The following is a 13,120-nucleotide window of genomic DNA, read 5'->3' as shown; positions in this document are numbered from 1 at the left end:
GAATCATCTAGCTGATATAAAATCAAATATTAGAATTTTTTAGCAGCGAAACCAGTCACAACTTTTACGCCCATTTCACGTCCTAATGCCGTCATAGGATGTACAACAATCAGTCCTTTTACAGACTTTTTCAGTTTACCCATATCAGCTTGCTCGGCTTTCGTCAGAGGACGATTGAATTTCATGCCGACAACAGTGCCTCCCTGCTTACTTAATTCACGAGTCTGTTGAGTTTTAGTGCTCGCAATGCGCTTAGTCATTGCATTGATCTCTTTCCTAAACTGCAACATAACAGCTTGGTCACCGCGCTTCTCCGCTGCCGCTAATTTACGACGAAACGTTTCTAGCTTATCGCTTAGCTCGTGAAGCTCTTGCTTTAAATTCATGGTCTTGCCTTAAAATAATCTATAAAAATGCAAAAACAGCCTAAATGAAATGGCTGTTTTTTTAATCTGTTGAAACCTTATGGCAGCTATTATAACAGTAGTCGATGAATACAGTTATCGCTTTTGTGCAAGATTATGAATTACCTGATTACTACTGCCACGAAACACTAAGCTTGGGTCGGCTTTATCCTGCTCAAATTTACCATCGACAAGCACATCCACATAATCAACTATCGCTCGCTGAACAATGCTTAACTCTGACAATAGATAGCCAGTCCACAGCCATATATCTTTATCGGGACACTCAGCTTTAACACGTTTCACTAATGCTAATATACATGCCAGATTCCCCGGATAAAGGGGATCTCCACCAGAAAGTGATAGACCCCTTCGCTTAATTCGCTGATCTTTTAAGTCATTGATGACCTGCTGTTGCATCTGCAGATCGAACTCATGGCCATGGCACGGGTTCCAGGTCGACTGGTTGTAGCAACCTCGGCATTGATGCTCACACCCTGACACAAATAAGGTCGCTCGCGTACCGGGCCCGTTAATGACATCGATAGGCATGTATTGGTGATAATTCATTAAAAGTACGACCTAGTTTTAGCGGTTATAAATGAAGAAAAACGCCATAAATTAATATGGCGCTTTTAGCCTAAGCAGATAACTCTACTGATTGGTATTATAAGTGTTTAACCCGTCGCTTAACTTCTTCTTGCTTGCCAAAGTTAAATGGTCTCGCATCTGGGCTACCTAGGTATCCACATACTCGACGGGTTACTGAGACTCGGCTTGGCTCATGATTGCCACACTTAGGACAGGTAAACCCTTTACTGGCACATTCGAATTCGCCGGTATAACCACAGTCATAACACTCATCAATCGGTGTATTGGTGCCGTAATATGGCACGCGACTGTAGCTGTAGTCCCACACATCCTCTAAGGCTTCAAGATTATTCTGCATATTCGGATACTCTCCGTAACAAATAAAGCCACCATTGGTTAATGCAGGATATGGCTGCTCAAAATCCAACTTGTCGTAGGGATTCACTTGCTTCTCTACATCAAGATGGAAGCTATTGGTGTAATAACCTTTTTGAGTAACCCCTTTAACCACGCCAAAACGTTTAGTATCTATGTGACAGAAACGACTACATAAGTTTTCACTCGGCGTGCTGTATAAGCTAAACGCATAGCCAGTCTCTTCTTTCCACTTCAAGGTTGCAGCTTTCATGTACTCAATGATAGCTATCGCCTTTTCTCTTAATAGCTCACTGTCATAGACATGCTTGTCAGTGCCATAAAGCGCATTAATGGTTTCATGTAAACCAATATATCCAAGAGAAATCGAGGCACGGCCATTTTTAAAGATGGTTGAGATCTCTTCATCGGCGCGCAATCTTACCCCACAAGCCCCTTCCATATATAAAATAGGAGCGACACGGGCTTTAACCCCTTCCAAACGCTCAATACGGGTATCTAATGCCTTACGCGCAATCACTAAGCGTTGATCTAAAATACGATAAAACTCAGCTTCATCACCGCCTGACTCTAGCGCAACTCTTGGTAAGTTGAGGCTGACTACGCCTAAATTGTTACGTCCTTCATGGACTAACTCACCCTCTTCTTCATAGGTTCCCAAGAAGCTTCGACACCCCATAGGGGTCTTAAATGATCCCGTCACCTTTTCCACTTGCTCGTAGTTAAGAATGTCTGGGTACATGCGAGTAGAGGCACACTTTAGGGCTAACTTTTTGATATCATAATTGCAATCGCCAACCTTGTGGTTGATGCCATCACGAATAGCAAATACCAATTTAGGGAAAACTGCCGTCTTACGGTTCTTACCTAGACCTGCAATACGCACCTTCATCATCGACGCTTGAATGAGTCGAGACTCCCATGAAGTGCCTAAACCAAAACCGAAGGTAACAAACGGTGTCTGGCCGTTTGCGGTATGTAAGGTGTTGACCTCATATTCCAACGACTGGAAAGCATCATGACACTCTTTTTCTGTCTGAGCCGTTGCAAACGCTTTAGCATCGGTAATGCCCCAGTCCAGTGCTAACTGATATTGCTTGTCATAGCTCTTAGCTACGAATGGTGCGAGGACTTCGTCAATTCTGTTGATAGTCGTGCCGCCATAGATATGACTGGCGACTTGCGCAATGATTTGAGCCGTTACTGCGGTCGCTGTCGAGATAGACTTAGGCGTCTCAATCTCGGCATTACCCATCTTAAACCCTTGAGTCAGCATGCCACTGAGATCGATCAGCATACAGTTGAACATAGGGAAGAAAGGTGCGTAATCCAGATCATGGTAATGAATTTCGCCAGCCTCATGTGCCGCGACCACATCTTTTGGCAGAATATGTCGAGTGGCATAATGTTTGGCCACAATACCCGCGAGCAGATCCCTTTGAGTTGGGATCACTTTGGAATCTTTATTGGCATTTTCGTTCATTAAAGCAGCATTACTTTGCTCAACTAAGCCACGGATCTCTTGGTTTAATCGACTGCTCGTTTCACGATGCAGATCTCTGTCATGGCGATACTCGATATAAACACGTGCAAGGGATTTATAAGGCCCTTCCATCAGCTGATTTTCAACGAGGTCTTGTAGATCGTGAATATCTATCTCTTCACGCATAGACACACTGCTCGCAATTACATTCGCGACCTGGGCCGCATAGGCTTTATCATCAATACCTGCCGAGTTAGCTGCAGCTGATACTGCATCTCTAATCCTTGTTTCGTCAAAAGGCGTGCGGTAACCATCCCGCTTAATAACCACTGGCATTGTTTAATCTCTCCTCAAGTGACGCTGAAAATAACACCACATCTAGTGTTTTAACAAACGTTCAGCACAATATGTTGCGTATTAAGCTACAAACCCAAGAAAAGAACATTGATCGAGATCATGATTATACCGATGGATTTTAACTAGCAATTATTCCTGCCAAGAAGGCCACTGATCAGAAAAAGTAGCCTTGACGCTCCGATAAAAGCAGGCTAGATGGGAAGAGTGCAATGGTTAGTAAACAGACAATACGGACAAGGCGGGTAATGGAGAAATCTAGTACTTACCTAGGCTAAGATAACTATTTACCATACCGACAGCTTGTTGATTTTCACCCATTGATGAAGCTAACTGCATGGTAGACTTAAGACCTTGCCACTGCTCCCTGTCACTAACAGACATCTGTGCATCGCTCTGAAGATATACGTTTAACTGGGCCGAAACACGGGTCGCTTTCTGGCTCACCTCTTTACCCTGTGCATTGTCCATCTGATTGAGCACACTGTCGGCATCATTGAGCAAGCTAACCAGAACAGCAGACATGCCTTCGACCTCTCCTTCTGCCGTTAGCTCTTTTCGCTTATCTTCAATAAAGCTCTTAAGGTCATCAGGTTGACCTTTGACTTGAGGTAAATCAAAGCCCCCTTCAGATAAACGATTCAATTGAGAGTCTGATAAGATCCCGTCTTGATGTAGACGCTGAATAAGCTTAGGTAAGTCTGCGGCAGAAAAATCGCCTTTGGAAAAAAAGTCTTTCGCCATTGTCTCGATTTTTTGCGCTCTAGCAGCTCTGGGTGATAAAGAGACTGACTCATCCTTAATTCCATCTCTATTTTGTCCCGCAGTGGCTTCTTTTGACTGACTCAGGCTCACCTTGTCACTGCTGATCCCAGCATCAGTTTTCTGGCTATTAACACCATAACTGTCAACTAAACTCTTGCCAGCATTCCCAGCTGTGGCATTAACACCTGCGTTAATCGCTGAATTGATTTGGCTAGCTGAGTTAGTAATAGGGTTCATTGTCAAAATACCGACATAAAAAGAGATATATCGGTGTTAAGCAGGAAACATGCCGAAACTAACACTCAGAATAAATATGATGAATTGAACCTAATCTTTACTCTTTGTTATTAAGATCGTCGATAAGTGTCATACACAAGTCTCTCAGTGATTCAATTTCGGCCTCATTGAGTGAAACTTTACTCAGCAGTACCTGTTTAAGGGCTAGCGCTTCCTGCTTCAATGTCAGTCCTTCTGAAGTGGTTTGTATCACTTTTTTACGCTCATCTTCAGTATCGATACGGCGATTTAGAAAACCCTTAACCTCCAATCGCTTTACTATCGGCGTGAGTGTGCCTAAATCTAAGCGCGTAGCCAATGAAAGCTGAGTCAGGCTGACTCCATCATTTAACCATAACGCCTGCATCACCAAGTATTGCGGATAGGTTAATCCACACTCATCGAGCAAAGGCCGGTATGCACGAACCAAGGCATTTCCCGCTGTATACAAGGCAAAACACACATTCTCCGACAAACAATTGCTCGCTTGTTTATCATCCATGTTCACTTGTTGATCAGTATCAAGCTCAGACGACACACTTCTACTCCACATATTAATTTGCGCGCAAACTAGTTGCGCGGAATTCATTTTACTTGTAGAGTCTACCACAATTAGTTTGCACGCAAAGTAAAAGAGGATTTATGAACGCCAATCAAATTGTTTTACACTCTCGCCCTGAAGGTATGCCAGTTGCAGCTAACTTCAAGCAGGTCTCTGTTGAGCTACCAGCACTGGAGCAAGGTGAGTTTCTGGTAAAAAACTTATGGATGTCAGTCGATCCTTATATGCGTGGACGTATGATTGACAGAGAAAGTTACATCGCTCCCTTCATTATTGGCCAAGTGCTAGAGGGCGGTTCGATCGGAGAAATCATCAAATCTAACAATGAAGCCTTCCCTGTAGGCAGTAAAGTCAGCGCGATGAATGGATGGCGTAGCCACTATGTCACCGATGGTGCAGATCACACCTTATTACCACAGACCCCCATTAACGAGTCACATTTTCTGGGCGTCTTAGGTATGCCAGGTATGACTGCATGGACAGGTCTAAATAAGATAGCCAATTTAAAAGAGGGTGAAACCTTATTTGTTTCGGGTGCTGCCGGCGCTGTAGGCAGTATCGTTTGTCAGTTAGGTAAATTGATGGGAGCAAAAGTCATCGCTTCTGTAGGCAGCGATGATAAAGCACAACACCTTAGCAAATTAGGTGTTGATGCCGTCATTAACTACAAGACAACAAAGGACTTGAGCCAGTCACTGAGTGATGCGGCTCCACAAGGTATTGATGTCTATTTTGAAAACGTCGGTGGCGAGCATCTCACCGCCGCACTCAATAATATGAATGACCATGGAAGAATTGCCGTTTGTGGCATGATCTCTCAGTACAATGATACGACACCGACTCCAGGTCCGAATAACCTGGCTATGATCATCATCAAGAAGCTAAAAATCGAAGGCTTTATCGTATTCGAACATTGGGATAGCTATCCGCAATTTGCCAAAAAGATGGGTCAATGGCTTGCTACTGATGCCATCAAAGCTGAGCAAACTGTTTATGAAGGGCTTGAAAAAGCACCTGAAGCGTTCATCGGTTTATTCGAAGGAAAAAACCGAGGAAAAATGCTAGTAAGCCTCAAATAATCATTAGCAAAATAAAGATTGAAAAAAAGAGCCAAAAGGCTCTTTTTTTATGAAATGAGATCGACTAATTAATCATATTTTAATCGTTCAATGACCACTAAGAATCGCTTCAATCTGATGTCTAGCTTGCTCAACAGCCAACTCACCCGCTTTGATTGCTTCTTCTGCTCGGTGAAATTCCATCGTCCCTATATCACCTAAATCAGGGACTAAACAGATATCCGGTGGATCACCCATCAATCTGGCACGTTTATGACGCTGCTCGAGAATATCCATAGACTGCGACATAACAGCTAACATGCCAGGATTAGACTCTTTACCCGAAGAGAACTTATCAGTGAGGTGAGTGACATAGTCTCTCCCACGAGCGAGTAGATCCATAAACCCTGTATCAGAATGTTGTAGTGCTTTCTCACTCTCTTCAGCCGAAGGTTTGTTACAAGTCATATCGACAGGCAATACCTGCATTCGGCCACGACGTTGCCCGTTCAGATCGACAGCAATAACCAGATCGACCTCCATCGCTCTGCTGACCGAAACGGGAACAGGGTTGACCACTGCACCATCAACAAGCCACCGCTCGCCCACTTTCACTGGGGGTAATATGCCTGGCATAGAACAAGATGCACGAATAGCATGGCGAAGGTCTCCCTCCTTAAACCAGATCTCTTGGCCAGAGTAAAGATCGGTGGCCACTGCAATAAGGGGCTTTTTCAGCTGTTCTATCTGTAGGTCACCAATATGGTTTTGAATAACATCAAACACTTTATCACCACCAATTAAGCCACCTTTACGCCAGCTTAAATCCATCAGTCCCAATACATCCCAGCTTGAGAAGCTTCTCACCCACTTTTCAAGATCATCGAGTTGGTCATTAGCATAAGCGGCTCCAACAAGCGCACCTATGGAGCAACCAGACACTTTATCCGGGTAGATGCCCATTTTTGCCAACCCGTTAAGCACGCCAATATGTGCCCAACCTTTAGCTGCGCCACTGCCTAACGCAATTCCAATTTTAGCCACTTAAGTTCCCCTAAATACCGTCTAGATAATGACACCGTTAGTGTGCTGGCTTATTTTGTTCTTGAGGGATATTTAGCGCCGGTAACGTTAAATAAACCCTACGATTGTTGGCTCTGTGTTCAGTGGTTTCATTATCCACTTCAGGTAAAGTCTCACCCAGTGCCTCAATACTGATCTGCTCCCCATCAACGCCGAGCTCTTTCAAATATGTTGCCACAGATTCAGCACGTCTCTTTGACAACTTCATATTGTATTGAGAGGCGCCTACTGAATCCGTATAACCTTGAATGGTGACTCTGGCGTTCTGGTAACGATTTAACCTTTCAGCGACCTTAACTAAAGCATCAGTTTGGATTGGTACGCTACTATCAAACTCGAAATGAACAACTTGAGTGATTTTAGGCAATATAAGTGGCTTGGGCGGCATAATGACAACAACCGGCTTAACCTCTTTTATCGGCTTCACGGCTGCAGGCTTGTTAGTCGCTGTTTGACCGAAACGATAACTCAGCCCTAGACTGGTAAAATGAATATTACTCCCACCAAGCAGATCGCTGCCTACCGAGTCAAAATATTGATATTCAACTCTGGCAACCCAAGATGGAGTCAACTTATATTCAAGCCCTATACCCACCATAGGTGCCCAATCATCATCACTTTGATTTGAATAAGGTCCCACGTTATTGCCATCCCACTTCAATGTCCCGGCTTTACCAAACAGATCCAGGTTGTCGGTCAGTGGTAGGTTTCCTTTAACTGAAAATTCCCAGCCTTTCATGGTGCCAATATATTCGTTGAGCAGCCCGCTCTCAGGGTAAATAGCTGATGCTTGGCCAAAATCATTATAGCCAGCTTCAACTCCCCAGTTGCGGTGAAATTGATATCCAAAAAATCCGCCCCAAGCACTGTCATCAGCATCGCAGTCGACAGCAGAAGCTTCACAAGCATTTTGATAATTAACCCAACCACCTTTAGCGCCAAGATAAAAAAAGTTGTCATCTGTAGTGTGTGGATTTGAATCGGACTGATATGTGCCTTCAGCCAAGGCTAGAAATGAACTTGTGGCTAGTAAAGATAAAGCCGAAAATTTACACAAAATAGAAATGGGTCTCAACAGTTTCATTCTTTAATCCCTTAATGTATCCCATCCAACGAAGAACGCATGATTAAGTCATGCTGATTGGCTCACTGGGCCAATTTTATTCTTAAGTTACAAAAACTACAAAGAAATTATAAACATCAATCAGTATTTATCACCCGTTAGCTCTATCCGTTTGGCATTACACACAATGAAAACCGTGATTTGGTTCAGTTAATTGAATATTCAACTTGCCCCTAAGCAGCGCTGAGCATCGATTTTAATGATGTTTATAGCTCAAACTAACAAAGTCAGGTTATAATACGCAGTCATATCAAATTTGGAGTACACCTTTGCAATTTACCGATTTTTCACTGGATAAACGTCTGTTAGATACCTTAGGTCATATGGGCATTGCAACGCCTACAGAGATCCAACAGCAGGCTATACCAGTCGGTCTATCAGGAAAAGACCTGATGGCGTCATCAAAAACAGGCTCAGGTAAAACCTTAGCGTTTTTGCTTCCGGCGATGCAGAGGATCATTTCCACTAGAGCATTGAGTAAAAAAGACCCTAGGGTCTTGATATTACTGCCAACTCGCGAGCTGGCTAATCAGGTATACAGTCAGCTACGACTTTTAGTTGCCAATACACAATACAAAGCAATTAAGATATTGGGCGGTGAAAACTTTAATGATCAAGCCAAGTCTTTAGCTCGCGATCCACACTTTGTTGTGGCAACACCAGGTCGTTTAGCCGATCACTTAGCCCAACGCCACTTACATTTGAATGGCCTAGAGCTACTTATCTTAGATGAAGCCGATCGTATGCTAGATCTTGGTTTTGCCGACCAGCTAAAAGCGATTAACAACGCCGCCGATCATAAACGTCGTCAAACTTTAATGTTTTCCGCCACTCTGGATCATGGTGAGATTAATGACATTGCCGCCGAACTACTTAAGTCTCCAGTGCATATTGCAGTGGGAGCGGGTAATGTCGAAAACTTAGATATTACTCAGCGTATCTTTCTTGCGGATCATTTAGATCATAAAGAAGCGTTACTCAATCATATTTTGAAGAATGAGCCGCATAAGCAGATCATTATTTTTACTGCTACCCGTGAAGACACAGATAGATTAGCCGCTAAGTTGGCAGAAGGTGGCTTTAACACTGCAGCACTCAGCGGTAATTTAAAACAATCGGCTCGTAGCCAGATCATGGATCAGTTTAGCCGTGGCCTACAGCAGATATTAGTGACCACAGATGTCGCATCTCGTGGACTCGATCTGTTAAATGTCTCTTTGGTGATCAATTTTGATATGCCGAAATTCGCTGAGGAATATGTTCACCGAATTGGCCGTACTGGTCGAGCTGGCGCTAAAGGAGATGCAATCTCTTTGGTCGGTCCTAAAGATTGGCTGAGTTATAAGCAAGTACAGCAATTCCTTAAGAAGAGCTTTGACCTCAGTGTTATCGATGGTTTAGCCGCTAAGTTCTCAGGTTTGAAAGATAAGCCTAAGACGAAGAAGAAAACCAAGACAACGGCAAAGAGAGCCCCAGCGAACAAAGCCAAAAATAGAGCTAAGGCTAAACCTAAACAGCTAGATAAACGTTTTATTACCGGTGTCGATGTTGGTGATGCGCCTATGCTTAGAAAACCAAAATCTAAGCTTCAGGAAACACCAGAGTAAACAATTTCATAGCCGCTGATGTTATTGGCGGTAAGTAAAATAAATTTCAGGTTATTAGCTAATAATATCTAGCGTAACCAACAACATTTTTAAAGGGTTAACATGAGAGTTTGTGGCGTAGAATTAAAAGGCGGCGAAGCGGTAATTAGCTTATTGAGCTACGAAGGCGAAACCTACAATGTACCAGATTGTCGCCAGCAGTCATTTATCATTTCACATTCAGAAACAACAGAGTCTATTCGTGACTTCCAGTTTGCATTCAAGAAGCTGATGGAAGATTATGCTATAGATAAAGTCGTGATCATTGCGCGTGAACAGAAGGGCAAACTTGCAGGCAGTGCCACCAGCTTTAAAGCTGAAGCTGCGATCCAGTTAATTGAGCTGCCAGTTATCTTAATTTCGCCAGTGACAGTCAAAGAACGTCTAAAGCGTAACCCACCTCAAGTTGATTTTGAAGGATTGGGCCTAAAGCGCTTCCAACAATCAGCGTTTGATGCGGCTTATGCTTACCATAACCAACATATTTTTAATGTTTGGGGTAATGAGCAGACAGACAGCTAAGTCTGTAATACAGAGCTTTTAAGCTCAGTGAATCAGGGGGCTAAACGCCCTCTTTTTTATGCCTCTAACAAAAGCAAAAAAACTCATGGAAAATCAGCTTAAATATCTAAACGGCTACCGCCAAGAAATACAAGATCAAGTATCTAGCTTACTAGAAAATGATAAGTTACAGTCTGTGCTGCTCAGTCGTCATCCGCATATCCACGATATCCGTAGTGATAAAGCACTATACGATTACACTATGGCGATAAAAAATCGTTATCTGCGTAAGTCTCAGCCACTTGCCAAAATACAGTACGATGACAAGATCTCTTTAACCCATCAAGCACTGGGTTTGCACTCTTTTGTCTCTAGAGCTCAAGGGCGTAAGACAAAAGCCAAAAATGAAATACGAATTTCTTCCCGGTTGAAGCGCGTACCTGAGTCATTACTACGCATGGTCGTCGTGCATGAGCTCGCGCACCTTAAAGAGAAAGATCACAACAAGGCATTTTACCAGCTGTGCTGTCATATGGAGGGCGACTATCACCAACTAGAGTTTGACCTCAGGCTGTTACTGACCTTAGTTGATAGCGGCATTGATATGGAGTGGTGACTGAAGTGTAATAACCAAGAAAATAACTTGATTGATAATGATTGTCATTTATAATCAGGTTTCACTCTTTGAATTGGTCACCTCGATGCATCTGGATACTGGTCATGCTTTAAGTAAACAGCAGCAAAAGTATGTTTACAAACTAGCAAAAGCTAAGAAAAAGCTACAGCTAAACCAACTCAAGATGATCACTGAACAGCCCAACCTAGCAAAGCTATCAAAACGCGTCAGTAAGCAGATAAAGTACCTAGGTAAAATCCAAAAGTATCAATTTAAACTCGCTCATATTGAGCTTAACCCTATACCAGAGAGCCATCAAGATCACACTAAAAGCAGCAGTAGCCCCTCGACGGTAATTAATAACAATGCTCAACTAACGATCCCAGCTTCTCTAAAATCCCCCCTCGACAAACTGATAGTTTCAGAGCTACAACCTTTAAAAGCTCAGCCTTGCGGTGCTTGTCCAGCACTTAAAGCGGGTCGTTGTCAGTGTGCTATAAAGGCCAATAGTAGAGTTAGCAGATTAAACTAAGCGTCAACGACAAATAATTAGCGGCGAATGCTAATTCCCTCTTAATTAAACCTCAACTCTTGCCTATTAGGCTCCAAACTCAAAAGTGCAGAACCTAAGTAACGCTCAAATATCTGTTTGCACTCTTCACTGTTTAAAAATTCTGGTAATTCGTTATTAAAAGCATCTCTGATCGCAGCATCATGAAAGGAAGCGCTTGCCGCAACGGCTGGGATCAACCTATGTTCTGTAAAAATACTGACATCTCGACTTTTGTCATTGAGTCGATAGAAGTAATAAAAGATATATTTATCGAGGACAGCAAAATCATATCTGGCTTTGGCTAACAACTCAGGTATTGCAGCCATATCTGTTATCTCTTTATATTGTTTTCCCTTAGCTAACTCAATAAAGTCAGCACCAAAGTAACCCGGCGCACCTTGAAAAGTCGCTACGCTATGACCTTGCATATCAAGGATTGAAATTGGCGTTAGCTTGCTTGATTTCAAGGAGAACACCATAGGTTGATATTGCACTATCGGTGCAGAGGTAAAACTTCCCTCGATATCAGATTGCATAAAGGTAGGCGCAGTCACATCAACATGACCCATCTTCAATTCATGCTGTGCTCGTTTGAGCCCCATAAACTGATAATCTACATCATAGCCAAGACGCATGAGCACAGCTTCAACAATGTCTAAGTCTATACCGTGGTGAATATCATTAATGGTATGGGGCGGCCCCTCACTAGAAGCAATAGTGAGTGTCTCAGCATTCGTTGATAAAGAGAGTAAAAGCAGCAGAGCCATCAATGCCTTCACTAAGTGATTTAATCTCATTGCCATAAATAAAAAGTCATAGATGAAAACCATAAAATAAGCCATATAGTATGATTATAGATGTTGGCAGAGAACCTTAGTATTTTTCGCACTAGAGGGATTTCATTAGCTTATCTAACTGAGATTTTGCCTGGCCTATAACATCATATGACAATCGCGTTTCTAGACATTCATTGTGCTCAATCACAATCCACTGAGTACCTCCAACTCTTATATTGGCACTCAGCAACCTCAACCAACTATCTGTGTTTGCGCCTAACAATGATATCAACCCATTACTTGAAATGCCTTGCTTCATTTTTGCTTTGTAATGGGTGGAATGTGTCCTGCCAGGAAAGCGCTCAACATATTCAATAGGATCTTTGCCTGCATAGACTAACCAGCCCACATCCATCTGCATGACAAAGTTTTGGGGAGTCGATTGAGCAATCACATCCCAAAATGTAGCCTGTTCAAATTGATCAAATTCATGCTGGTGATTGTGAAAGCCAAGTTGAAAACCATAAGCAAGAATACGGGAGTGTAATTGATTTAACTCGTCAATCAGCTCATATAAATTTGTTGCGCTCCAAGCACGCTCATCCCATGCAACAATCAATAGCTTTACACCGAGATCTCGATAGAACTTAAGCTGTCCTTCAATGCTTTCTGCGGTAAATTGCGACAGTTGAATATGCGCTCCACAGGACTCTAATCCTAAGGTATCGAGTAAACGTTTTAATCCCTTAGGATCATCGATAAATTGACCAAACTCACCTGCAAACTCAACCCCTTCAAAACCCATCGCGCTAAGCAAGGTTAATGTTTGCACTAAATCTTCTCTCAGCTCATTGTTAACTGAACAAAGTTGAATACCAATCTTAGGTAACATTGTCACTTTACCTCCTTAGTTGACTATCACAAACACTTGATAAAAAACTAAAAACTCATCAG

14 protein-coding genes are annotated in these 13,120 nt (G+C 42.8%); 5 read left to right on the top strand and 9 right to left on the bottom strand.

Annotated elements, in window-relative coordinates; translation table 11 throughout:
- Positions 1–29: 29 nt before the first annotated feature.
- From FM038_RS08110 to FM038_RS08090, 5 genes are all read right to left on the bottom strand, one after another.
- Positions 30–386 (bottom strand): YibL family ribosome-associated protein, encoded by a 357-nt coding sequence (locus FM038_RS08110; protein ID WP_142872770.1) that lies wholly within the window; start codon positions 384–386, stop codon positions 30–32.
- 114 nt (positions 387–500) lie between these two features.
- Entirely contained in the window at positions 501–974 is a 474-nt protein-coding gene (gene nrdG / locus FM038_RS08105; RefSeq protein ID WP_142872769.1) for an anaerobic ribonucleoside-triphosphate reductase-activating protein, read from the bottom strand.
- A 97-nt stretch (positions 975–1,071) separates the two neighbouring features.
- Positions 1,072–3,189 (bottom strand): anaerobic ribonucleoside-triphosphate reductase, encoded by a 2,118-nt coding sequence (gene nrdD, locus FM038_RS08100; RefSeq protein WP_142872768.1) that lies wholly within the window; start codon positions 3,187–3,189, stop codon positions 1,072–1,074.
- A gap of 276 nt (positions 3,190–3,465) precedes the next feature.
- Entirely contained in the window at positions 3,466–4,209 is a 744-nt protein-coding gene (locus FM038_RS08095; protein ID WP_142872767.1) for a hypothetical protein, read from the bottom strand.
- A gap of 97 nt (positions 4,210–4,306) precedes the next feature.
- Positions 4,307–4,750 carry a MarR family winged helix-turn-helix transcriptional regulator gene (locus tag FM038_RS08090; RefSeq protein WP_185965791.1) on the bottom strand — a complete coding sequence of 148 codons (444 nt, stop codon included), beginning with the start codon at positions 4,748–4,750 and terminating at the stop codon, positions 4,307–4,309.
- 140 nt (positions 4,751–4,890) lie between these two features.
- On the opposite strand from FM038_RS08090, the gene FM038_RS08085 reads away from it, so the two are divergent.
- Positions 4,891–5,889, top strand: coding sequence for an NADP-dependent oxidoreductase (locus FM038_RS08085; RefSeq protein ID WP_142872765.1), 999 nt, complete (start codon positions 4,891–4,893; stop codon positions 5,887–5,889).
- Between the two features lie 87 nt (positions 5,890–5,976).
- On the opposite strand, the gene rssA is transcribed toward FM038_RS08085, so the two are convergent.
- Positions 5,977–6,912 carry a patatin-like phospholipase RssA gene (gene rssA, locus FM038_RS08080; protein ID WP_142872764.1) on the bottom strand — a complete coding sequence of 312 codons (936 nt, stop codon included), beginning with the start codon at positions 6,910–6,912 and terminating at the stop codon, positions 5,977–5,979.
- Between the two features lie 37 nt (positions 6,913–6,949).
- Complete coding sequence (locus tag FM038_RS08075) at positions 6,950–8,035, bottom strand: OmpA family protein (protein ID WP_142872763.1); 1,086 nt, start codon at positions 8,033–8,035, stop codon at positions 6,950–6,952.
- A 308-nt stretch (positions 8,036–8,343) separates the two neighbouring features.
- On the opposite strand from FM038_RS08075, the gene FM038_RS08070 reads away from it, so the two are divergent.
- The 4 genes from FM038_RS08070 to FM038_RS08055 all read left to right on the top strand — a co-directional run bounded on the left by FM038_RS08070 (position 8,344) and on the right by FM038_RS08055 (position 11,369).
- Entirely contained in the window at positions 8,344–9,681 is a 1,338-nt protein-coding gene (locus FM038_RS08070) for a DEAD/DEAH box helicase (RefSeq protein WP_142872762.1), read from the top strand.
- A 102-nt stretch (positions 9,682–9,783) separates the two neighbouring features.
- Complete coding sequence (locus FM038_RS08065; protein WP_142872761.1) at positions 9,784–10,242, top strand: DUF3010 family protein; 459 nt, start codon at positions 9,784–9,786, stop codon at positions 10,240–10,242.
- Positions 10,243–10,327: 85 nt separating this feature from the next.
- Entirely contained in the window at positions 10,328–10,837 is a 510-nt protein-coding gene (locus tag FM038_RS08060) for a M48 family metallopeptidase (RefSeq protein ID WP_142872760.1), read from the top strand.
- 37 nt (positions 10,838–10,874) lie between these two features.
- Positions 10,875–11,369, top strand: a complete 495-nt coding sequence (locus FM038_RS08055; RefSeq protein ID WP_142872759.1) for a hypothetical protein — start codon at positions 10,875–10,877, stop codon at positions 11,367–11,369.
- A gap of 41 nt (positions 11,370–11,410) precedes the next feature.
- Here the strand turns inward: FM038_RS08055 and FM038_RS08050 are convergent, their stop codons facing one another.
- Together FM038_RS08050 and FM038_RS08045 are read right to left on the bottom strand one after the other, a co-directional pair.
- A complete protein-coding gene (locus FM038_RS08050) occupies positions 11,411–12,220 on the bottom strand; it encodes a substrate-binding periplasmic protein (protein WP_223293021.1) in 810 nt (269 codons plus the stop codon).
- Between the two features lie 58 nt (positions 12,221–12,278).
- A complete protein-coding gene (locus FM038_RS08045) occupies positions 12,279–13,064 on the bottom strand; it encodes a sugar phosphate isomerase/epimerase family protein (RefSeq protein ID WP_142872758.1) in 786 nt (261 codons plus the stop codon).
- Positions 13,065–13,120: the final 56 nt, after the last annotated feature.

Source organism: Shewanella eurypsychrophilus (assembly GCF_007004545.3).
In the GTDB taxonomy this organism is placed as follows: domain Bacteria; phylum Pseudomonadota; class Gammaproteobacteria; order Enterobacterales; family Shewanellaceae; genus Shewanella; species Shewanella eurypsychrophilus.
This window is presented reverse-complemented; position numbering and strand designations above follow the sequence as displayed.

Coding starts and splice junctions, on each gene's coding strand:
- FM038_RS08075 (WP_142872763.1), bottom strand. CDS start 8,035: ATGAAACTGTTGAGACCCATTTCTATTTTGTGTAAATTTTCGGCTTTA.
- FM038_RS08095 (WP_142872767.1), bottom strand. CDS start 4,209: ATGAACCCTATTACTAACTCAGCTAGCCAAATCAATTCAGCGATTAAC.
- FM038_RS08065 (WP_142872761.1), top strand. CDS start 9,784: ATGAGAGTTTGTGGCGTAGAATTAAAAGGCGGCGAAGCGGTAATTAGC.
- nrdD (WP_142872768.1), bottom strand. CDS start 3,189: ATGCCAGTGGTTATTAAGCGGGATGGTTACCGCACGCCTTTTGACGAA.
- FM038_RS08090 (WP_185965791.1), bottom strand. CDS start 4,750: ATGGATGATAAACAAGCGAGCAATTGTTTGTCGGAGAATGTGTGTTTT.
- FM038_RS08110 (WP_142872770.1), bottom strand. CDS start 386: ATGAATTTAAAGCAAGAGCTTCACGAGCTAAGCGATAAGCTAGAAACG.
- FM038_RS08055 (WP_142872759.1), top strand. CDS start 10,875: ATGATTGTCATTTATAATCAGGTTTCACTCTTTGAATTGGTCACCTCG.
- FM038_RS08085 (WP_142872765.1), top strand. CDS start 4,891: ATGAACGCCAATCAAATTGTTTTACACTCTCGCCCTGAAGGTATGCCA.
- FM038_RS08060 (WP_142872760.1), top strand. CDS start 10,328: ATGGAAAATCAGCTTAAATATCTAAACGGCTACCGCCAAGAAATACAA.
- FM038_RS08050 (WP_223293021.1), bottom strand. CDS start 12,220: ATGGTTTTCATCTATGACTTTTTATTTATGGCAATGAGATTAAATCAC.
- nrdG (WP_142872769.1), bottom strand. CDS start 974: ATGAATTATCACCAATACATGCCTATCGATGTCATTAACGGGCCCGGT.